This is a genomic window from Kluyvera genomosp. 2 (assembly GCF_036759865.1).
GTDB lineage: Bacteria > Pseudomonadota > Gammaproteobacteria > Enterobacterales > Enterobacteriaceae > Kluyvera > Kluyvera ascorbata_B.
In genome coordinates this window covers 338,672-360,314 of sequence record NZ_JAPKIA010000001.1, presented here as the reverse complement: position 1 = coordinate 360,314, position 21,643 = coordinate 338,672, and the positions used below count along the sequence as shown (strand labels likewise).

The following is a 21,643-nucleotide window of genomic DNA, read 5'->3' as shown; positions in this document are numbered from 1 at the left end:
GCTTATTGTGCCTCGCTAAACGGGATCACTTTCACTAACTGCCCGGCATTTGCGCCGATATTGCGCCACTGGGCAGATGAGCTACCCGGTGAGCAGCGACGCAACGCGCGGTCCGCCGGATACTGCTGGTGGGTCAGGACCACTTCGCCGTTAACATTAACCCCCAGGCCGGTTTGCAGGGCTGAACGCGCCGCCGCTGCACGCGCGTACGCCAGCGCGCTGTCGTCGTGGGAACAGGGCTGGAGACGGCAGGGCACCCCTTGTTCTTCCAGTCCAAGGCAAATCTGGCGCAGGATATTGCTATCGACGAGGCTGTGGTAATAACACAGATGCACCGCCGGTGAGGCGGAAATACCGGGATTTGGCATACATCGCTCCAAACGTGGGAAAGGAAAAGAGCGGGCCTACAGGCCCGCGATGCGACAGGATCAGAACGCCTGGCGGAAGATTTCGGCGACTTCTTTTTCATTCCCTTTACGTGGGTTAGAGAACGCGTTGCCGTCCTTGAGCGCCATTTCGGCCATGTACGGGAAGTCCGCTTCTTTTACGCCCAGTTCGCGCAGGTGCTGAGGGATACCGACGTCTTTAGAGAGACGGGTAATGGCCTTGATAGCAAGCTCTGCGGCGTCGAGGGTGGACAGTCCGGCGGTATTTTCCCCCATAAAGGTGGCGATATCGGCGAATTTTTCCGGGTTAGCGATCAGATTGTAACGGCAAACGTGCGGCAGCAGGACGGCGTTCGCTACCCCATGAGCCATGTCGTACAAACCACCCAACTGGTGCGCCATCGCGTGGACATACCCGAGGTTGGCGTTATTGAACGCCATGCCGGCCAGCAGCGAAGCGCACGCCATGTTCTCACGTGCCTTGAGATTGCTCCCCAGCGCAACCGCCTGGCGCAGGTTGGTGGCAATCAGTTTGATCGCCTGAATGGCCGACGCGTCGGTCACCGGGTTGGCGTCTTTCGAAATATAGGCTTCCACCGCGTGGGTCAGCGCATCCATGCCGGTAGCGGCAGTCAGCCCCGCCGGTTTGCCCAGCATCAGCAGCGGGTCGTTGATTGACACGCAAGGCAGGTTACGCCAGCTGACGATGACAAATTTTACTTTGGTTTTGGTGTTGGTTAACACGCAGTGGCGGGTGACTTCGCTGGCGGTGCCGGCGGTGGTATTGACGGCAATAATGGGCGGCAGCGCATGGGTCAGGGTTTCAATACCCGCATACTGATAGAGATCGCCCGGGTGGGTCGCGGCAATGCCGATACCTTTACCGCAGTCGTGCGGGCTACCGCCGCCGACGGTAATAATCATATCGCAATGTTCCTTGCGGAAAATGGCCAGCCCGTCGAGAACGTTGGTGTCTTTCGGGTTTGGCTCTACGCCGTCGAAAATCACGACCTCAATACCGGCCTCGTGCAGATGCTTCACGGTCCGATCGACGGCGCCGTCTTTTATTGAACGCAGCCCCTTATCGGTCACCAGCAGGACTTTTTTACCGCCCAGCAGTTTGCAGCGCTCGCCCACCACCGAGACTGACCCCGGGCCAAAGAAATTCACATTGGGAACAAGAAAATCATACATACGGTCGCTCATGTTGCACCTTCTGAAATAATGAATGAATTAGCGTGATTAATTCTTTTTAAAATAGTCCAGCGCCGCGCTGGCTATTTCCATGTCCTGCTCGACGGTGCCGCCGCTAACGCCAATGGCGCCAATAATTTCGCCTTTTTCGATTATTGGAAAACCACCGCCAAAAATAACAATGCGCTGTTGGTTGGTTAGCGCTAAACCGTACAGCGATTGCCCGGGTTGCACGACTTCAGTCAGCGCGTGGGTGGGCTGTTTCATACAGCATGCGGTCCATGCTTTGTTTAGCGAAATATCACAGCTGGTCACCAATGCATTGTCCATTCGCTGCAGTAACAGCGTGTGAGCACCGCCGTCGACGATGGAAATAACCACCGGAACGCTGATTTCAATGGCTTTTTTTTCAGCCTCTGCCGCCATGGCTTTGGCCATCGCCAGGCTTACGGTGGCGCGAGAAAGACTTTTATTCATGGCTACTCCTGACCTAATCCGTAGTTTGTTAATAGCAGTAGTTATAAATTAATAAAAGGTTGTGTCGTGAAGGATGAAATGTCGAAAACGGCATTAACGCTTTAGTGTTATTTTTGGCAAAAAAAAGACTAAGTCAACGGTGCGAAATAGGTACGTTATTTCAGTGGGAGAGTATTTTTAGCGTCATTTTTGATTTGGCGACGGCCGAATATCACATTTGCCTCGTGAATCGTATTTTGCAGTTCCAATTTGAAACACATTAATAAAAATGCGTATCAAAATGGAACGTAATTTATTTAATTTGTTTGTGCCTCTCGACCCTTTAAGTTGCCGATCATTCTCACCCGGCATGGCATTGCCGGGCGCTATTTTTAATTTTATGAGCCAGAGAAAATGAGACGATCAAAACGATTTGAAGTCCTTGAAAAACGGCCGGTAAACCAGGATGGGCTGATCGGCGAATGGCCAGAGGAAGGGCTGATCGCGATGGGCAGCCCCTGGGATCCGTCGTCATCGGTAAAAGTGGAAAATGGGCGCATTGTGGAACTGGACGGCAAAGCGCGCGCCGATTTTGACATGATTGACCGCTTTATCGCGGACTACGCCATTAACATCAATGAAACCGAGCATGCGATGTCTCTTGATGCGCTAACCATTGCGCGCATGCTGGTGGATATCCACGTTGACCGCGCTGAGATCATCAAGATAACGACCGCCATTACGCCAGCCAAAGCCGTAGAGGTGATGGCGCATATGAACGTGGTGGAGATGATGATGGCGATGCAAAAGATGCGCGCCCGCCGTACGCCGTCTAATCAATGTCACGTTACCAACCTGAAGGATAATCCCGTGCAAATTGCTGCGGATGCCGCTGAAGCCGGGATCCGCGGTTTTTCTGAACAAGAAACCACCGTCGGGATTGCGCGCTATGCGCCGTTTAACGCGCTGGGGCTGCTGATTGGCTCCCAGTCCGGTCGGCCTGGTGTGTTAACCCAGTGTTCAGTGGAAGAGGCCACGGAGCTGGAGCTGGGCATGCGCGGCTTTACCAGCTATGCGGAAACGGTCTCTGTCTACGGAACCGAAGCGGTGTTCACCGATGGCGATGACACGCCGTGGTCGAAGGGTTTTCTCGCATCAGCCTACGCCTCGCGCGGGCTGAAAATGCGCTACACCTCCGGAACAGGCTCTGAGGCGCTGATGGGCTATGCAGAGAGTAAATCCATGCTGTACCTCGAGTCGCGCTGTATTTTTATCACCAAAGGTGCGGGCGTTCAGGGGCTGCAGAACGGGGCGGTAAGCTGCATCGGCATGACAGGCGCCGTGCCATCCGGCATTCGTGCAGTGCTGGCTGAAAACCTGATTGCTTCGATGCTCGACCTCGAAGTGGCTTCCGCCAACGATCAAACCTTCTCTCATTCAGATATTCGCCGCACGGCCCGTACCCTGATGCAGATGCTGCCGGGGACCGATTTTATCTTCTCCGGCTACAGCGCGGTGCCGAACTACGACAACATGTTTGCCGGATCGAACTTCGATGCGGAAGACTTTGATGATTACAACATTCTGCAACGAGACCTGATGGTCGATGGCGGCCTGCGCCCGGTCTCAGAGGCGGAGACCATTGCCATTCGTAACAAGGCCGCACGCGCGGTGCAGGCCGTATTCCGCGAGCTCGGGCTCCCGCCGGTTACCGATGAAGAAGTGACGGCAGCCACTTACGCCCACGGCAGTAAGGACATGCCGTCGCGCAATGTGGTGGAGGATCTCAGCGCGGTCGAGGACATGATGCAGCGCAACATCACCGGGCTCGATATCGTTAAGGCTCTGAGCATAAACGGCTTTGATGATGTCGCTAACAATATTCTGGCGATGCTGCGCCAGCGCGTCACCGGTGACTACTTGCAAACATCCGCCATTCTCGACCGCCAGTTTGAAGTCGTGAGCGCGGTCAATGATGTCAATGACTATCAGGGGCCGGGGACGGGCTACCGCCTGTCGCCAGAGCGCTGGGAAGAGATCAAAAACATTGCCACGGTCATTCAACCGGACAGCATCGAGTAAACGGGGATACGCAATGGATACAACACAGAGTAAACGCCCGGTTTTTACGCTTAACCTGGTCGAGAACGGGGTCGCGAAAGCGGGTGAACGCGTGGACGAAGTGGTGATTGCCGTCGGCCCGGCGTTTGATAAATTTCAGCATCGCACGCTGATTGATATGCCGCATAAAGCGATTATCAAGGAACTGATCGCCGGTGTAGAAGAAGAAGGGCTCCATGCCAGAGTGGTCAGGGTATTACGGACCTCGGACGTTTCGTTTATGTCCTGGGATGCAGCCAACCTGAGCGGTTCAGGAATCGGTATTGGTATCCAATCCAAAGGTACAACCGTGATTCACCAGCTTGACCTGCTGCCGCTCAGTAATCTGGAGCTCTTCTCGCAGGCTCCGTTACTTACCCTGGAAACCTACCGCCAGATAGGAAAAAACGCCGCACGTTATGCCCGTAAAGAATCGCCATCGCCGGTACCGGTGGTGAACGACCAGATGGTGCGGCCGAAATTTATGGCAAAAGCAGCGTTGTTCCACATTAAAGAAACTAAGCACGTCGTGCCGAACGCCAAACCTGTCGCGCTGAAGATTGACATTACCCGGGAGGACGTATGAGCAATAAAACCACGATGACTGCCGCCGATTATCCGCTGGCCTCCCGCTGCCCGGAACGCATCCGGACGCCTACCGGTAAGCCGTTAACCGAGATTACTCTCGAAAATGTCCTTGCCGGGAAGATTGGGCCGCAGGATGTGCGTATCTCACGGGAAACGCTGGAATATCAGGCACAAATAGCTGAACAGATGCACCGCCATGCGATAGCCCGCAATCTGCGCCGCGCCGGGGAGCTGATCGCGATTCCCGATGGCCGGATCCTCGAAATTTACAATGCGCTGCGCCCGTACCGCTCTTCCGAACAGGCGCTGCTTGCCATTGCCGACGAGCTGGAACAGCAGTATCAGGCCACGGTCAACGCGGATTTTGTCCGCGAGGCGGCGGAGGTTTATCGCCAGCGCGATAAGCTGCGGAAAAAAGAAGATTAAGGGTAGGCATAATGGCGTTAATGGCGGGAATTGATATCGGCAATGCCACCACGGAAGTGGCATTAGCGGACTCCACACCACACGGACCACGCTTTCTGGCCAGCGGTATTGTTGCCACGACCGGTACCAAAGGTACGCGCGAGAACATCAACGGCGTGATCGCCTCGCTCCATCAGGCGCTGGAAAAAGCGGGCCGCAGTCCGCAGGCGCTGGAACGCGTCTATCTCAATGAGGCCGCACCGGTGATCGGTGATGTGGCCATGGAAACCATCACCGAGACCATCATCACTGAATCGACGATGATTGGGCACAATCCGCAGACCCCCGGTGGCGAAGGGCTGGGCGTGGGCACCACCATTAGCCTCAATCATCTGGCATCGCTGCCCAGGGCGCGTTATGACGAAGGCTGGATCCCGCTAATCGGCCGCCAGATTGATTTTATGGAGGCGGCGTGGCAGCTAAACGCCGCGCTCGATCGCGGCATTAACGTGGTGGCGGTGATCCTGCAACAGGATGACGGCGTGCTGATCAACAATCGTCTGCAACGCACCTTGCCGATCGTCGATGAGGTGACGCTCATTGAGCAGGTCCCGGAAGGGGTGCTGGCGGCGGTTGAGGTGGCCGCGACCGGGCAGGTTATTTCATTGCTCTCTAACCCCTATGGTATCGCCACCTGGTTTCAACTGACCCCTGAAGAGACGAAGATGATCGTGCCCGTTGCGCGGGCGCTGATAGGCAATCGTTCGGCGGTGGTGCTGAAAACGCCTCAGGGCGATGTGAAATCGCGGGTGATTCCGGCGGGGCATATCACCGTGCGTGGCGATAAACGCACGGTGCAGGTCGATGTTGCTGACGGCGCCGGTGCCATTATGCGGGTGATTTCGGGCTGCGCGCCGGTCCGTGATATTCGCGGGGAAGCCGGTACGCACGCCGGAGGGATGCTGGAGCGCGTGCGCCAGGTGATGGCGTCCTTGAGCGGTCACGGTATGGACGCCGTCTTTATTCAGGATTTGCTGGCGGTTGATACGTTCATTCCGCGCAAGGTTCAGGGCGGGCTGGCGGGAGAGTTCTCGATGGAAAATGCGGTGGGGATTGCCGCCATGGTGAAGTCAGACCGCTTGCAAATGGAAGCGATTGCCAATGAGCTGAGCCAGCAGCTGGCGACGCGGGTCGACGTGGGTGGCGTTGAGGCCGACATGGCGATCGTCGGTGCGCTGACCACCCCGGGCAGCGATATGCCGCTGGCGATTCTCGATCTCGGCGCAGGCTCAACCGATGCCGCCACCATTAATCAGGCGGGAGAGGTCAGGTCGGTGCACCTGGCCGGGGCCGGTAATATGGTGAGCCTGTTGATTAAAACCGAACTGGGGTTAAGTGATTTACTGCTGGCAGAGGAAATCAAAAAATACCCGCTGGCGAAAGTGGAAAGCCTGTTCAGCATTCGCCATGAAAACGGCGCCGTCGAATTTTTCCGCGAACCGCTCAGCCCTGCGGTATTTGCCAGGGTGGTTTATATCAAAAACGGCACGCTGGTGCCCATCGATAACCAGACATCGCTGGAAAAAATCCGCCTTGTGCGCCGGCAGGCAAAAGAAAAAGTATTTGTAACCAACTGTCTGCGCGCGCTACGCCAGGTATCGCCTGGAGGCGAGATCCGCGACATCGCCTTTGTCGTTCTGGTCGGCGGCTCGTCGCTGGATTTTGAAATACCGCAGTTGATTACCGATGCGCTGTCGCACTACGGGGTTGTTGCCGGCCAGGGGAATATCCGCGGCACGGAAGGGCCACGCAACGCTGTTGCGACCGGGCTGGTCTGCCGTGGGGGCGAGCAAGAGCGTCATTAATCCAAATATTGAAATATATAAATATTGAAATGTTTCGATATAAGGCGTAGCCTGCGTTTCACCGTCGGCGGGCGATGTTGCCCGCCAGAGAACCCGCAATGGATAAGATCATGGAAAACGCCGCGCTGTTCACCCCCTTAACGCTTGGGGCCTTCAATCTGAAAAATCGCATCGCCCTCCCACCGCTCACCCGCTCGCGCAGCGGCCAGCCGGGCAACGTCGCTAACGACCTGATGGCAGAATATTACGCCCAGCGCTGTAGCGCCGGGTTTATGGTTAGCGAAGGCACACAAATTGAACCACGTGGTCAGGGCTATGCCTGGACGCCGGGGATCTACACGCCGGAACAGATCGCGGGCTGGAAAAAAGTCACCGATCGCGTTCACCAGCAGGGTGGGGTGATCTTTGCCCAGCTGTGGCACGTCGGTCGCGTTTCGCACACCTCTCTTCAGCCCGCCGAAGGCGCGCCGGTCGCCCCGTCAGCCATTGCGGCGACCAATGTGAAAGTGTTTATCGAAACCGGGCCGGGTACCGGCGCGCTGGCTGCGCCGTCCGCACCGCGCGCGCTCAGCACCGATGCAGTCCGTGAGCTGGTGGCGCTGTACGCCGCCGCCGCGCGTCACGCGATGGAGGCCGGTTTCGACGGCGTGGAGCTGCACGCGGCCAACGGCTACCTGATCAACCAGTTTATGTCCGTGCATACCAACCAACGTGATGATATTTACGGGGGTTCCCTTGATAATCGTCTGCGCTTCCTGCGTGAAGTCACCCAGGCGGTGATTGAGGTTGTAGGAAAAGAGCGCGTGGGCGTGCGTTTTGCGCCGCTGTTTGAAAGCACTACGGAAGATCGCGTCTATCTGGGACTGGTGGAGCCGGATCCGTTCACGACCTACATTACGGCGGCTCGCCAGCTTAATGAGCTGGGTATTGCCTACCTGTCCATCGCCGAAGCCGACTGGGATAACGCGCCGGATCTGCCGCAGGAGTTTTATCATGCGCTGCGGGAAACCTTCCGTAACGTCCTGATGTATGCCGGGAAATACACCGCAGAAAAAGCCAGCCGTATGCTGGATGCCGGGCTGGGCGACCTGTTCGGTTTTGGTCGTACCTTTATTGCAAACCCGGACCTGCCGGCGCGCATCGCCCACGGCTGGCCGCTGAACCCGGTGGATCGCAATACCCTGTTTGGCGGAGGCGTTGCCGGGTATACCGATTACCCGGTTTACCGCGCGAAATAAGCGCAATGCGGGCGGCAGACGTCGCCCGCATTGACTTTTGTGGGCACGCTGCCTAATGTACAGCCCATCTTTCTTGCCGTAGCCAGCCTGATGCCGCTAAATACTGACGATATTCTGAAAGCCATTTCTAACCCCACGCGCCGGGAGATCCTCCACTGGCTGCGCGAGCCTGCTCGTCATTTTGCCGACTATCCGCATTTGCTCGATCCGCAGCAGGACGGCGTATGCGCCAGCTTTATTCAGGATAAAACCGCGCTGTCGCAACCGACCATCTCTTCGCATCTTAATAAGCTGCACAAGGCAGGGCTGCTGACCAGTAAAAAGGTCGCGACCTGGACCTATTACAAGCGCAACGAGTCGGTCATTGCCGAATTTCTACGCGAGCTGGAACAGTCGCTGTAGCGGGCGACGTCTTTCCCAATCTTCCCCTTGTTCATCGGCCATTCAACCGCGATATGCCGGAACGGTAGTACTGCCGTGCACGCGCGGTTTTAAAGCGTCAGAATATGTAAATTATCTTTATTTATCAATGCGTCACACTATTCTGTCAGCATCAGGATTTTCGCTAGCGACGACAGGATGTGTGCAGATGATGATTTCCCCGTGGGCCGTCGCGATGGCCGCGCTTTTACTGCCGTCAGCGGGTCTGGCGGCGCAGGCTGAGATGCGCGATGAGTTCCGGCGCATCAGCTTTCATGCCCCCAGCACGCCCGGTTTTCGCACGGCCAGTATCCTGACCGCCGGTTTTACCGGCGCGACCGTCACCATGAGCAGTAATTATGAAGGACTCAATCTGAATGACGTTACCTTTAGCTTTAACCATGGCTGGCTGGAAGTCGGGGCACATCATGAAGGGCGAGTGACGCTGCGTATGAAAAGGCGCCCGCTGGCGAGTGAGCGAGAAGGGGTGTTGACGATGCACAATCGCAAAACCGGCGATACCCAGCGCTATCGCTTTACGCTCGGCGTCTGGCTGGTGGGCGACGGTGCGGTCGATGATAATTTTGCAGAAGCCCGCGAGCGCTGCCACCGCCTCGGCGGACGACTGCTAACGACTCGCGAGCTGCGCGAGGTGTCGCGCAAGTGGTTTGGCTTCAGTAAAGGGAATTTGTCTGCCATGTACCCGCAGGCGACGCTGTTTCATGCGCAGGCGAGAGCCGGGGGCAGCTTCTGGGTGCATGAGGCAAAAGCGCTCTATCTCCATACCGGTATTAAAAGCCCAGAGCGCGGCATTAACACGCTGTGCCGCTATGCGTATGAAAATGCAACATGATAAATAGACGTTTTTTAGCGATTATTTTAACAATGCTGTTTGTGTGGTTTAAATAATTTTGCCGGTTAATAGCATGTAATGTTAAATATCGAGAGGATGTGGCACAGAACGATAAGTTACAGAAAGGTGGGCGCAGTAATATTAACGTTTTATAAAATGCAGTGAATTTTATGCTTTTAGTTAATTTATTATTGCGCGTTATTTTTTTGGCTGCGGCCGTGGTGGTGGCGGTTCTCTGTTTGCATGTTGATGTGAATATTTTTAAAAACGACCTGTCGGAAGATTCACTCACCGAAATTGTCCAGGAATGCATTCTGTTTGGCATCGTGGTGATACACCTTTTCCGCGCCCGTAAAGCGCGCATCGCGCGACAGCGTCATATCCTGATTGCCGGCTTCTTTATGGCTATGCTCATTCGCGAGCTGGATGCGGTTTTTGACCTTATCCACCACGGCAGCTGGCTGTGGTTTGCGCTGGCGGTCAGCCTGGTGACGATAGCCTACACGTTTCGCCGTCCGCAGCGGGTACTCGCGCAGCTGGTTGAGTATACCACCACGCCGTCGTACGGGCTGATGATCTCGGGCCTGCTGGCAATTCTTATTTTCTCTCGCCTGTTTGGCATGTCGATGCTTTGGCACTCTATTTTACAGGACGGCTATGTTCGTGTGGTTAAAAATATGGTTGAAGAGGGCTGCGAGCTGTTTGGTTATATGCTGTGCCTGGGGGCATCGGTTAATCTTTTTCCGGCAACGCACCGTTCTGAATGAAAAATATATTTTTAGCGCTAAGTTGATTCGACGAAATTAAGTTTTCTTGCGGCTTTCTCTTTCCCCAAGGCCTCTCTGCAGAGGCCTTTTCTCTGCCTGTCGACAGACGATCCTTATTGCGGCAACAACGTGAAATCTGCGCGGTCTGACGCAGAGCAAATCGCTGTGCTCAGCGGCGGCAACGCGCGCTTTATCTGCCGGCGTCGCCGCTGACCCCCGCGTATGTTTTGCACCGCTTATTAATTGCAGGTAGGATGCTTCGCGGCGATTTTATCCCTACGCAGAATGACGGGAAAAATCGCGTTGACCGTCGCGGCCTGCGTTCCGCCGCCGACGGCCTGAAGTCCTCCTAAAATCAGACAGGTAACAGGGAAAAATGGAAACACAAAACACATCTGCCGCGGAGCAACGCGCGGCGAAAAGACGCTGGCTGAATGCCCACGAAGAGGGGTATCACAAGGCGATGGGTAATCGCCAGGTACAGATGATCGCGATCGGTGGCGCAATCGGTACCGGTCTGTTCCTCGGCGCAGGCGCGCGCCTGCAAATGGCCGGGCCCGCGCTGGCGCTGGTGTACCTGGTTTGCGGTATTTTCTCGTTCTTCATCCTGCGTGCGCTGGGTGAGCTGGTGCTGCACCGCCCCTCGAGCGGCAGTTTCGTCTCTTATGCCCGCGAATTTCTCGGTGAAAAGGCGGCCTATGTGGCTGGCTGGATGTATTTCATTAACTGGGCGATGACTGGCATTGTCGACATCACCGCGGTCGCCCTGTATATGCACTACTGGGGCGCTTTTGGCGATGTCCCGCAGTGGGTGTTTGCCCTCGGCGCGCTGGCGGTGGTGGGCACCATGAACATGATTGGCGTGAAGTGGTTCGCCGAAATGGAGTTCTGGTTCGCGCTGATTAAAGTGCTGGCGATCGTGGTGTTTCTGGTGGTCGGCACCGTCTACCTCGGCAGCGGCAAACCGCTGGACGGCAACGCGACCGGTTTCCACCTGATTACCGATAACGGCGGTTTCTTCCCGCACGGCCTGTTGCCTGCGCTGGTGCTGGTGCAGGGGGTGGTTTTTGCCTTTGCGTCCATTGAACTGGTGGGCACCGCCGCCGGTGAATGTAAAGACCCGCAGACCATGGTGCCGCGTGCAATCAATAGCGTCATCTGGCGTATCGGTCTGTTCTACGTTGGTTCAGTCGTACTGCTGGTGCTGCTGCTGCCGTGGACGGCCTATCAGGCGGGGCAAAGCCCGTTCGTGACCTTCTTCTCCAAGCTGGGCGTACCGTACATTGGCAGCATTATGAATATCGTAGTGCTGACTGCGGCGCTCTCCAGCCTGAACTCAGGCCTGTACTGCACAGGGCGTATTTTGCGCTCCATGGCGATGGGCGGCTCGGCGCCGAAGTTCATGAGCAAAATGAGCCGCCAGCACGTGCCGTATGCCGGTATTATGGCGACGCTGGTGGTCTATGTGGTGGGCGTGTTCCTCAACTATCTGGTACCATCGCAGGTGTTTGAGATTGTCCTTAACTTCGCTTCGCTGGGGATTATTGCGTCATGGGGCTTCATCATGGTGTGCCAGCTGCGTCTGCGTAAGGCCATCAAAGAGGGCAAAGCCGCCGACGTGAGCTTCAAGCTGCCGGGCGCGCCGTTTACCTCGTGGCTGACGCTGCTGTTCCTGCTGAGCGTGCTGGTGCTGATGGCGTTTGACTACCCGAACGGTACCTACACTATTGCCGCGCTGCCGCTGATTGCCATTCTGCTGGTCGCGGGCTGGTTTGGCGTACGCAAGCGCGTAGCGGAAATTCACCGTACTGCGCCATAACCTGCCTCAACGGCCTGATGGCGACGCTATCAGGCCGATTCTCCAGCGGCGAACCACTTCACTCGCGGGGCGTCCCCGCTTTAAGGAGAGACGAAAATGAAATCCACGCTACTGATGGCGCTGACGCTGATGCCCGCGCTGGCTTTTGCCAGCACGCCGCTGCCCGACGTTGTTAAACGCTTTAGCGAGCAGCAAAACATCAAAATTATCAAAGAAATTGATGCGCCAGGCGGGCTCAAAAGCTGGGTCGGTCAGTATCAGGATATGGGCGTCACGCTGTTTCTTACTCCCGACGGTAAACACGTGGTTTCTGGCTACCTTTATGATGATAAAGGAAAAAACCTGAGCGAGGACTTTTTCAAAAGCGAGATTTACATCCCGCTGGGGCGCGAGATGTGGCAGAAGCTGAACGACGCTCACGCGCTGAAAGAGGGGCCCGATAGCGCCGAACGCAAGGTGGTGGTGTTTGCCGATCCGTTCTGTCCGTACTGTAAAACCTTCTGGTCGGCGGCCCAGCCCTGGGTAGCGGCAGGTAAAGTACAGCTCAACACGCTGCTGGTGGCCTTCCTGAACCCGCAAAGCGGCCGCAACGCGACGGCGATTCTGAATGCGGCCGACCCGGTAGCGGCCTGGCGGGACTACGAACTGTCGGGCGGTAAAAAACTGCCGCATTTTACCGGAACGACGCCGCGCGAAACCTTCAATTTACTCCAGCAGCATCAGAAGCTGATGGACGATCTCGGGGCTAACGTCACGCCAGCCATTTACTACATGAATGATAAAAATGAGCTGCAGCAGGTGGTTGGCATGCCGGATGAAAAACAGCTGATCGAGATGTTCGGCCCGCGTCCGTAGGCTATCATCGTCAGGTCTTTCTCCCGAAACGGGAGAGGACCGGCATCCGTTACGCGGCGAGTCAGCCTGTAATATGGATGAAGTTCAGAATGATGGTCACAACCACCCAGGCGAAAAGGAAAAAACGCCGCCTGTCGTTACGCGACTCCAGCGCGGAAAAATAGTTAGCGCTGTAGAATGTGGAGATAATTATCGCTACCGTCACCACGATGTGCCAGGCAGATTCCCGGATGCCAATAAACGCGCTGATGGCGGAAAAGCAGATAACGATAGCCATCGCATTCAGCGCATTACACATCAACCACCCCCACAGACTGGCTGGCCGGACAAACATTTGTTCAAGTCTTAAAACCAATTTCTCATTCACCGCATAAATAAAATGGCGCATAAAATGCACTGCCGCTGGCGGAATGGAGTTGACCAGAATCAATGTTGTAGGTCGCCGCCGACGATAGCGGTAAAAATGATGTGCATCAAAATAAGCGATTTTCCGTTTATCTGGCATTTGTGCAGACTGCACGTGGGGCGGATTAACGCACGGTTGCTGACGTTATCAGCGCCGCCAGATTAACCGGCGTTGGCGTGCAAACGGCGATGCTGAGCGTATTCAGCCAATGATGCGCGATAAAAAGCGAATCGGGCTGCGTGCTGTCGGCCTGCGCCATCTGCCAGACGCTGCCGCCGCGCTGTTTTAGCATCGCTTCTTTACGGGTCCAGATTTGCCAGAAGGTGGGCAGCTGTGCCGCCGGTGGCGCTGCCGCGATCTGCGCGCGTTCGCCGGGGCTGAACAGCGCCTCGGCCAGCGCGGGCCAGCGGGCTCGCGGGCGTAGCGCTTCGATATCGCAGCCGACTTCGCCCTCATCGCTGAGCAGCAGAGCAATATCATCCCCGCTGTGGCTCAGGTTGAACCACAGCGGGGAAGGCGAGGAGAAGCAGGGCTTGCCCTGCTCGCCGTAGCCGATGTCGGGCAGCGGTGAGACGGCGCGGGCAAGCAGGGCCCGACCGGCCAGCCAGCGGGGGCGCCGGGGGCCAGACGGTGCCTCGGCAATAAGCTCGGGCGGCAGAAAGCCTGCGCTTAATACCGACACTTTCCCCAGCAGCAGACGGTACACGCTACGGCCAGCGTTTAATAATGATGGAGGTATTGATGCCGCCAAACGCAAAGTTGTTGCTCTGCAAAAACTCACAGTCGATGCGACGGGCCTCGCCCATGATGTAGTCCAGCGCGCCGCAGTTGGCGTCCGGCTTATGCAGATTCAGCGTCGGTGCGAACCAACCCTCGCGCATCATTTGCAGACTCATCCAGGCCTCCAGCGCGCCGCAGGCACCCAGGGTGTGACCAAAATAGCTTTTCAGCGAGGAGAGGGGAACGTTATCGCCGTAGATAGCGGCCGTCGCCTGGCTTTCGGCGATGTCGCCCCGGTCGGTGGCGGTGCCGTGCGCGGAAATATAGCCGATGTCTAGCGGGCTCAGCCCGGCCATCTTAAGCGCCTGCTGCATACAAATCTGCATGGTTTCCCGCTGCGGTTGGGTGATATGCGCGGCGTCACAGTTGGTGGCGAAGCCGATGATTTCGCCGTAAATCGTCGCACCGCGCGCTTTAGCGTGCTCAAGCTCTTCCAGAATCAGCGTCCCGGCGCCTTCGCCGATCACCAGACCGTCGCGGCTTTCATCAAACGGCGAAGGGGTAGTTTTCGGTTCATCGTTGCGCTGGCTGGTGGCAAACAGCGTATCAAATACCGCCGCTTCCGACGGGCACAGCTCTTCCGCACCGCCGGCGACCATCACCGTTTGATAACCGTGACGAATCGCTTCCCACGCGTAGCCGATAGCCTGGCTGCCTGAGGTGCAGGCGCTGGAGGTGGGAATGACCCGACCGCGCAGGCCAAAGAACAGCCCGGTGTTCACGGCGGTGGTGTGCGGCATCATCTGCACATAGGTGGTGCCCGTAATATTGTTGGTGTGCTTTTCGGTAAGCATGGTCGCGAATTCGCTCACCGGACCGGTGCTGCCGGTTGATGAGCCGTAGGCGATACCGGTATCCCCGTTGGTCAGCACGTCGTCGCCAATCAGACCTGCCTGTTCCAGCGCCAGCTCGGTGGCGCGGGTCGACATCAACGACACGCGGCCCATGGCGCGAATTCGTTTGCGGGTGTAGTGCTCCGGGAGAGCAAAATCGTCAACAGGGGCGCCCAGTAGCGTGTGCAGCCCGTCGTAAACCTGCCATTCCGGCATTTTGCGCACGGCATTTTCGTAGGCCAGCAGCCTGGCGGAGACGTTCTGCCAGCTTTCCCCAAAGGCGGTCACGCCGCCCATGCCGGTAATGACTACGCGACGTGTCATAACATCCCTCCATTGATGGAAATCACCTGGCGGGTGACATAGCCCGCCACGTCTGACATTAAATAGCTGGCGAGCCCGGCCACTTCGTCGGCCTGGCCCATGCGCTTCATCGGAATGATCGCCATCGCTTCTTTCAGCGCGGCTTCTTCCATCTCAATCATGCCGGTGTCGATAAGCCCCGGCGCAATGCAGTTAACGGTAATTTTGCGTTTCGCAAGCTCAATGGCCAGCGCTTTGGTCGCGCCGATGATCCCGGCTTTGGCGGCACTGTAGTTGACCTGCCCACGGTTGCCCATCACGCCGGAGACTGACGACAGCGTGATGATGCGACCGCCCTGGCGAGCGCCAATCATCGGCATAATGCACGGCTGGATGACGTTATAAAAACTGTCGAGATTGGTATGGATCACCGCGTCCCAGTCACTGTCGCTTAGCGCCGGGAAGGCGGCGTCGCGGGCGATGCCCGCGTTGCTCACCACGCCATACCATGCACCGTGTGCGTCGATATCCTGCTCCAGAACTTCGCGGCACTGGGCGCGGTCGGCGACGTCAAAACACAGCAGACGCCCGGCGCCACCGGCGGCGAGAATCGCTTCCAGCGTTGCCTGCGCGCCCTGCGCGTCACGGTGGTAGTGGACGCCGACCGTGAAGCCGTCGGCGGCCAGCTGACGGGCAATGGCGCGGCCGATACCTTTACTTGCGCCGGTCACTAAAACTGAACGACTCATGAGGACGCTCCCTGTTGAAAGAGTGATTGAAGTTCTTCTGCCGTCGGCTGGAAGGTGTTAACGCGGCCGGTGGCCAGCGTCTGTTCATCGGCGGTAATGGCGCATTCAAAGCTGCCAAAGCGCGCGTCCTGCATCAGCAGTTTGACGGTGATGGTGAGGGTTTTTCCGCCGGGCAAACTGCCTGCGGCGCAGATCAGTTCGCGGGCACCCAGCACCATGCCGAGAGCGATAGCCGCCTGCCCCTGTTGATGGCGATGCCAGCCTGACCAGACGCCAACGGTCTGCGCCATCAGCTCCAGCGCATACCAGCCCGGTAGATTTCCTTCCGGGTCAAGAAACGGCGACAGCACGCCGGTGCTGTCGATGCTCACGCGGCAAACCGCCTGCTCCTCGCTGACCCACTCGACCTCGTCGAGCAGCAGCATCGGGGCGTCGTGCGGCAGATATTCGGCGGGCGACAGATAGGGGCTCATGCGATTCTCCCGAGCAAAATGCTGGCGTTATTGCCGCCAAAGGCAAAGGAATTCGACAAAATAACCGGGCGTTCCAGCGGCTGTGGCTGCGTGATAATGCCGCAGGGTGGCAGCGCCGGGTCGCGCGGCGACTGGCTAAAGTCCTGGGCGGGTAGCGGCAAATTGCGCTGTAAAATCAACATGCTGAGCGCGGCTTCGGTGATGCCCGCCGCACCAAGCGTATGCCCGGTCAGGTGTTTGGTAGAGCTGCACGGTACCCGCTCGCCAAATAGCGCATTGACCACCCGTGATTCAATCTGATCGTTCAGCGGCGTGGCGGTCCCATGCAGATTGATGTAACCAATATCGTCAGGGGCCATACCGGCATCGCTCAGCGCCAGCTCAATGGCGCGAATGGCGCCTTCCCCCTGCGGATGCGGTGCGGAAATATGGTAGGCATCGCTGGATTCTCCGACGCCCAGCAGCGCAATGGGCTGTGGTTCGCGGGTGAGCAGCATCAGCGCCGCGCCTTCGCCGATGGTAATGCCGCTGCGCCCCTCACCGAACGGCTGGCAACGCGTTGGTGAGAGCGACTCCAGGCTGTGAAAGCCGTTAATTGGCATGCGGCTGAGCGTGTCGGCGCCACCGACAATCGCGACATCGGCCAGCCCGGCTTCGATCAGGCGACGCCCGCTGATAATGGCGCGAGCGCTGGAGGAACAGGCGGTAGACAGCGTAAACGCCGGGCCATCGAGATCCAGCCAGCGGCTGAGGAAGCGCGACGGATCGCCGAGCTCCTGCTGCGGATAATGCCACGCGGCGCTCTGCTGGCCGTTGAGCGTCAGGTTAACGTGCGCGTCGCCCTCATCGAGACCGGAAGTGCTGGTACCCAGGACAACGGCGACCCGATCGCGCCCGTACCGGGTGATGGCGCCGTCGACCTGTGGCGCAATCTGGGACAGGGCGGCCAGCAGCAGCTGGTTGTTGCGCGAACGGTGATCGCAAAAGGTATCAGGAATAGCGGGCAGCTCGCCGTCGACGCCGCCGAGCACCGCGTGCGGGTGCCCCTGGAGCCAGCCGGTTCTGGCACGCATGCCTGGCGCCACGCCGCGGGTGAGATTCGCAGCGATATCATCCGTATGGCTGCCCAGCGCATTAATCATGCCGACCGCAGAAATATAAATCATATCAGTCACCTAAATATTGAATGGTGATGTGGTATTTAAAGACGTGCTGCTCAATGCTAATAGGCTCACGCTTGCCCTTGCGGTTCAGGTAGGTGATTTCCGTCACCAGCGCGCCGCGCGCGTTGCGCAGCTCGCGTTTATCGCCGTGGTCCGTCAGGGTCCAGCCTTTCGGCAGCTGCGGCAGCCAGGCGCTAATCGGCCAGTGGCTGAGCATGACGTCGGCCAGCACCTGGCTGGCGGGCGGCAGCTGCGGCACAACGATCGACTGCTCGGCGTGGAGCCCACGGTCGTCGTAGGTCACGAGAAACAGACGGATACCGACCGATGACAGCCCTGCCAGCGTCAGTTTTTGATCGTTGGCGTTCAGCATCACCAGCAGCGACTGGGTCTGACCGTTGAAGCTGCCGGTCAGCAGCTGCTGTGAACTGACCGCCGGCGTGATGCCCGGCGCGGGCAGGGTTACACGGGTACCCGGTTCCAGCCAGGCCTGCGGGCGGCCGGATTGATCCTGCTGCGAATGGCTGCAGCCGGCCAGGACGAACGCACAGCTCAGGATTATGGCGTGGATTGCCGGATGACGGCGTAGCGTGATCCGGCCTGCCGGGTGTGGTGGTGTGTGTAAGCCGGATAGGACGGCAACGCGTCGCCATCCGGCAAAAAATGTCGCTATCATCATCGTTTTTTCTTCTCTTTTTTGCCCGGCATCGCCAGCGGCGACAGCAGGAAGGCGGTGAAAATCCCGCTCACCAGGACGATACCAAAACTGCTGATGGCCTGCGTGGCGCTGAAAACCAGCATCCCGAGGGTCAACAACGTCGTCAGCATCGCCAGACCGATCGCCAGCATTGACGTGAGCGGCGTGCCGCGCGGATTACTGAAAAATAGGGTGTAGTTAATGCCGATACCCAGCACCAGCACCAACGCCAGCAGCGAAAACAGATTGAGCGGGTGACCGCTCAGCGCCAGCGCCGCCAGGCCGCAGCCGAGCGAGAGTACCGACGGCACGAGGCTGATAAGCCCTCGCCGCCAGCCGAGCCGGACGATCGCCCCGCAGGCGATCACCGCCAGGGCGATAAACAGCAGTCCGGTTAACACGCTACGATACAGCGCGAACAGCGCATCGAAGGTGCTCTTACGATCCACCCACGCTACCCCGGCGTATTTCTCGCTCAGTGCGTTCAGCGCCGCGCTGTCCTTTACGCCGTCAACCGGCACCAGCACGCCGCTTTCGCCAGCGGGCAGTGTGAGCCACAGCAGCCGCCAGCCTTCGCTGGCCGGGCTATTGAGCCAGTCATCAACCGTGACCGGCATCGGCGACAGGTCCGGCGTCACCGTTGTCAACCCGGCGCTGTGCAACGCATTGATGATAGCGGGCGCGGCCGTTCTTAAGAGGGCGAGATCCTGCTGTTGACGGGCGAGCGAATTCAGCGCCAGGGGACGAAAGCCGCTCAGCAGACCGGATTTTTGCGCCGCGTCCAGCGCGGGCGTAAAGGCTTCCAGGCGCTCCAGCGTTTGCTGCGCGGAGGCACCGTACACCACAAACCACTTCTGATCGACGCTTTGCCCGGTGAGGGCGGTAATGGTTTTTTCCTGCTTCAGCAGATGCTGCGGCAGCGCCTGAAGCTGGGCGATATCATCATCGACGCGTAGCGTCGCCAGGCCCGCCAGCGACAGCAGTGCCAGAGCCAGCGGCAGCCCGACAGACAGCTTTTTATTCCGCCGCCAGGCCGCCAGCCAGCGCAGCATCAGCACCATCGCCGGAACCGGACGCACCGGCAGGCCGCGGCACAGCCACGGATGCCAGAAAATGACCGTCAGGCACGAGGCGCTCAGCCCCACCGCCGCAAACAGCGCCATCTGGCGAATGCCGGGGAACGGGGCGAGCATCATAATCAGGTACGCCGCGACGGTGGTCAGCAGCGCCAGCAGCAGGGCGTTGCGCACTTTATCGAGGCTTTGCCACGGCGTGGCCTCCGCGCCGTGCACCATCCGCTCGGTCAGATAGTAGAGCGTATAGTCGGCGGAAATTCCGATGATGCTCATACTCATCACCAGCGTCATCAGGTGCAGCTCGCCAAACACCAGCAGCGTCGCCACGGTCCCTGCCAGCGCGCCGATGGCGATGGAGATCAAACACAGCAGCAGCGGGCGCAGCGAGCGAAAGGTCACGACAATCAGCAGCAGCACGCCCAGCAGGGTGGCGACGCCGAGGGTCGAGACGTCCCGCTTGGCCTGCTGGCTGGCGTAGTCGCTGTAAAATACCGTACCGCGTGACAGCAGCTGAGCCTGCGGATAGCGCGCTTTGAGCTCCTCCTCAAGCGTATTGAGCGTGGTCACCAGGCGGTGCGTTTGTTGCATATCAAAAGAAGAACCCGCCAGTTCGCCGTGCAGCAGGTACCAATAGTTGCCTTCACTATCCTGGGTGACCAGCCAGCCGTCCATCAGCCGCAGGCGCTGGCCGTTTTTCGCCATCGCCAGCTGCGAGCCGCGCATCAGCATCAGCGGATCGTTTTGCAGCTCTTTGCCGCTCACGCCGGAAAAAGCCGAATAGAGCTGGGAGAGGATCCACTGCGCCTGTGCTTCGCCGCCGTTTTGCAGCCGCGTGCGGGTGTCAGGGTCAATCAGGCCGTTGCGGTGCTGCCAGAAAAAAGCGCCCCAGGCCTGCTGACTGTCGGCATCCATCGGGCCTTTTACCGTAGCGAGCGCGTGCGACTGCTGTAGCCGCGTCAGCCAGTCGCGGGCGACCTGCGGGTCGGCCTGCTTACCGGGGCTGACCAGCCAGACCAACTGACGGTCGAGGCGCTGCATAAAGCCGTCGTTGAGGTTCGGCGGCAGCGCGCCCATGGCCTGTTTGGGCAGCATGGCCAGCACGCTGCTGTTGAGGCGTGCCTGGGGCAGCAGCGTGAGCAGCGCCGCCAGCATCAGCAGGCAGGCGAGGGCCCACAGCAGCGCCGGGCGTTTACGGGGCGGTAAAGCGTTGGCGTTCGTCATCGGTTAGCTGGGCGGGCGTCAGTTGGTGTTGGGAAAGAGTGATATCGGTGCGATCGCCCTGTTTATCATTCAACGTAATGTGCTGCAGATAGGTCTTACCGGCCAAATCAATGGTGGCAAAAATTTTATCCAGCGGCGTGGTGGTCGGCGTGAGGCGCAGCGTCCAGCGCCCGTCGCCGAGGTCGGCAAAATCGACGCGGAAGTTCTGCTCGAGCACCGTGCGATCGGCCTGGAACAGCGCGCGCAGCAGGTGGTTAAACTGGAACATCTGCGGATTGTTCTCTGCGGTAATCGTCTGCGGCGGCTGACCGTTGATAGCTTGTACCATGCGTTTATCATCCAGCAGCAGCTGCATCGGGAACGGCGCCGTCTGGTCCCACAGCAGGCCCTGGTCGCGGGCGATCAGCATCGTGCCTTGCGATCGCAGCGGTTGCGGCAGATCTTTAATCGTGCGGGTCTGATCGAAGTGCGCACGGATCACCGGCTGTTCCGTAAAACGCTGTTGCAGCGTGTCGAGCGTCAGGGCGCTCACAAATGGGCTTATCAGCAGCGCCAGCAATGGCAGAAATCTCACGGCGTCACCCCCATGCGTTCGAACAAAATATCCGGGCTGACAAAACACAACTCGCGGCTGGCTTCGTCGACCGCCACCTGAATGGTGTAGCCGGTGGTGGTTCGTTGGCCGCTGTTGGCGTCAAAAATTTCGTAGCCTATGCGCAGGCGATTTTCATATTCTTCAATGCGCGCGCGCACGCGGATACGCTGCTCGAAGGTCAGCGGATGGCGGTACTTCACGCGCGTATCAACCACCGGCCAGACGAAACCCGAATCCTTCATCTGGCGATAGCCATAGTCAAACTGGTTAAGCAGCGCCTCGCGCGCAATTTCGAAATAGCGGAAATAGTTGCCGTGCCACGCCACGCCCATCATATCGACATCATGAAAGGGAATGGTCAGCTCGACTTCAGCCGTAAAGCGGGGATCGTTTAGCACCCT

General features: G+C 58.3%; 23 protein-coding genes. 10 read left to right on the top strand and 13 right to left on the bottom strand.

The genetic code is table 11. The annotated features are described in order from the left end of the window. Positions 1-2: 2 nt before the first annotated feature. From V6942_RS01800 to V6942_RS01790, 3 genes are read right to left on the bottom strand one after another with little or no spacing between them, the layout of a single operon-like run. Entirely contained in the window at positions 3-368 is a 366-nt protein-coding gene (locus tag V6942_RS01800; protein WP_182929155.1) for a glycerol dehydratase reactivase beta/small subunit family protein, read from the bottom strand. 60 nt (positions 369-428) lie between these two features. Further along, complete coding sequence (gene dhaT / locus V6942_RS01795; RefSeq protein ID WP_182929154.1) at positions 429-1,592, bottom strand: 1,3-propanediol dehydrogenase; 1,164 nt, start codon at positions 1,590-1,592, stop codon at positions 429-431. Positions 1,593-1,628: 36 nt separating this feature from the next. Next, positions 1,629-2,057: a heme-binding protein gene (locus V6942_RS01790; protein WP_333500740.1), complete on the bottom strand. Its 429-nt coding sequence runs from the start codon at positions 2,055-2,057 to the stop codon at positions 1,629-1,631. A gap of 393 nt (positions 2,058-2,450) precedes the next feature. Here V6942_RS01790 and V6942_RS01785 point away from each other — a divergent pair, with 393 nt between their 5' ends. The 10 genes from V6942_RS01785 (at position 2,451) to dsbG (ending at position 12,946) form a co-directional block, all read left to right on the top strand. Then, positions 2,451-4,118, top strand: a complete 1,668-nt coding sequence (locus tag V6942_RS01785; RefSeq protein ID WP_106928707.1) for a propanediol/glycerol family dehydratase large subunit — start codon at positions 2,451-2,453, stop codon at positions 4,116-4,118. 13 nt (positions 4,119-4,131) lie between these two features. After that, positions 4,132-4,722, top strand: a complete 591-nt coding sequence (locus V6942_RS01780; protein WP_333500739.1) for a propanediol/glycerol family dehydratase medium subunit — start codon at positions 4,132-4,134, stop codon at positions 4,720-4,722. Further along, complete coding sequence (locus V6942_RS01775; protein WP_182965693.1) at positions 4,719-5,150, top strand: diol dehydratase small subunit; 432 nt, start codon at positions 4,719-4,721, stop codon at positions 5,148-5,150. Before V6942_RS01780 ends, V6942_RS01775 begins: the two co-directional genes overlap by 4 nt. A gap of 11 nt (positions 5,151-5,161) precedes the next feature. After that, positions 5,162-6,994 (top strand): diol dehydratase reactivase subunit alpha, encoded by a 1,833-nt coding sequence (locus tag V6942_RS01770; RefSeq protein WP_106928701.1) that lies wholly within the window; start codon positions 5,162-5,164, stop codon positions 6,992-6,994. Between the two features lie 110 nt (positions 6,995-7,104). Further along, positions 7,105-8,232 (top strand): alkene reductase, encoded by a 1,128-nt coding sequence (locus V6942_RS01765; protein ID WP_333500749.1) that lies wholly within the window; start codon positions 7,105-7,107, stop codon positions 8,230-8,232. A 90-nt stretch (positions 8,233-8,322) separates the two neighbouring features. Continuing rightward, positions 8,323-8,634 carry an ArsR/SmtB family transcription factor gene (locus tag V6942_RS01760; protein WP_106928858.1) on the top strand — a complete coding sequence of 104 codons (312 nt, stop codon included), beginning with the start codon at positions 8,323-8,325 and terminating at the stop codon, positions 8,632-8,634. 187 nt (positions 8,635-8,821) lie between these two features. After that, complete coding sequence (locus V6942_RS01755; protein WP_106928697.1) at positions 8,822-9,505, top strand: hypothetical protein; 684 nt, start codon at positions 8,822-8,824, stop codon at positions 9,503-9,505. A gap of 170 nt (positions 9,506-9,675) precedes the next feature. Further along, complete coding sequence (locus V6942_RS01750; protein ID WP_333500738.1) at positions 9,676-10,272, top strand: transporter; 597 nt, start codon at positions 9,676-9,678, stop codon at positions 10,270-10,272. 376 nt (positions 10,273-10,648) lie between these two features. Beyond that, positions 10,649-12,091, top strand: coding sequence for an L-asparagine permease (gene ansP / locus V6942_RS01745; protein ID WP_106928695.1), 1,443 nt, complete (start codon positions 10,649-10,651; stop codon positions 12,089-12,091). A 96-nt stretch (positions 12,092-12,187) separates the two neighbouring features. Beyond that, on the top strand, positions 12,188-12,946 hold the full coding sequence (dsbG, locus tag V6942_RS01740; RefSeq protein ID WP_182928297.1) for a thiol:disulfide interchange protein DsbG: 759 nt from the start codon (positions 12,188-12,190) through the stop codon (positions 12,944-12,946). A gap of 61 nt (positions 12,947-13,007) precedes the next feature. Here dsbG and V6942_RS01735 read toward each other — a convergent pair whose 3' ends face one another. The 10 genes from V6942_RS01735 to V6942_RS01690 all read right to left on the bottom strand — a co-directional run bounded on the left by V6942_RS01735 (position 13,008) and on the right by V6942_RS01690 (position 21,640). Beyond that, positions 13,008-13,244: a hypothetical protein gene (locus V6942_RS01735; protein WP_106928692.1), complete on the bottom strand. Its 237-nt coding sequence runs from the start codon at positions 13,242-13,244 to the stop codon at positions 13,008-13,010. 232 nt (positions 13,245-13,476) lie between these two features. Next, on the bottom strand, positions 13,477-14,058 hold the full coding sequence (acpT, locus tag V6942_RS01730; protein ID WP_333500737.1) for a 4'-phosphopantetheinyl transferase AcpT: 582 nt from the start codon (positions 14,056-14,058) through the stop codon (positions 13,477-13,479). Position 14,059: 1 nt separating this feature from the next. Then, positions 14,060-15,289: a beta-ketoacyl-ACP synthase gene (locus tag V6942_RS01725; protein WP_106928689.1), complete on the bottom strand. Its 1,230-nt coding sequence runs from the start codon at positions 15,287-15,289 to the stop codon at positions 14,060-14,062. Continuing rightward, a complete protein-coding gene (locus V6942_RS01720; RefSeq protein ID WP_106928687.1) occupies positions 15,286-16,017 on the bottom strand; it encodes a 3-ketoacyl-ACP reductase FabG2 in 732 nt (243 codons plus the stop codon). Before V6942_RS01720 ends, V6942_RS01725 begins: the two co-directional genes overlap by 4 nt. Then, positions 16,014-16,490 carry a 3-hydroxy-fatty acyl-ACP dehydratase gene (locus tag V6942_RS01715; protein WP_182929149.1) on the bottom strand — a complete coding sequence of 159 codons (477 nt, stop codon included), beginning with the start codon at positions 16,488-16,490 and terminating at the stop codon, positions 16,014-16,016. Before V6942_RS01715 ends, V6942_RS01720 begins: the two co-directional genes overlap by 4 nt. Beyond that, positions 16,487-17,656: a beta-ketoacyl-[acyl-carrier-protein] synthase family protein gene (locus tag V6942_RS01710; RefSeq protein WP_106928683.1), complete on the bottom strand. Its 1,170-nt coding sequence runs from the start codon at positions 17,654-17,656 to the stop codon at positions 16,487-16,489. Before V6942_RS01710 ends, V6942_RS01715 begins: the two co-directional genes overlap by 4 nt. Before the next feature lies 1 nt (position 17,657). After that, positions 17,658-18,326 carry a DUF3261 domain-containing protein gene (locus tag V6942_RS01705; protein ID WP_374956751.1) on the bottom strand — a complete coding sequence of 223 codons (669 nt, stop codon included), beginning with the start codon at positions 18,324-18,326 and terminating at the stop codon, positions 17,658-17,660. Between the two features lie 2 nt (positions 18,327-18,328). Continuing rightward, a complete protein-coding gene (locus tag V6942_RS01700; protein WP_106928681.1) occupies positions 18,329-20,647 on the bottom strand; it encodes an MMPL family transporter in 2,319 nt (772 codons plus the stop codon). After that, positions 20,616-21,221, bottom strand: a complete 606-nt coding sequence (locus V6942_RS01695; protein WP_182965685.1) for a LolA family protein — start codon at positions 21,219-21,221, stop codon at positions 20,616-20,618. The genes V6942_RS01700 and V6942_RS01695 overlap by 32 nt, the downstream gene beginning before the upstream one ends. Further along, the gene (locus V6942_RS01690; RefSeq protein ID WP_106928677.1) at positions 21,218-21,640 is read right to left on the bottom strand and encodes an acyl-CoA thioesterase; all 423 of its coding nucleotides are present in this window, start codon (positions 21,638-21,640) and stop codon (positions 21,218-21,220) included. The genes V6942_RS01695 and V6942_RS01690 overlap by 4 nt, the downstream gene beginning before the upstream one ends. Positions 21,641-21,643 lie beyond the last annotated feature (3 nt).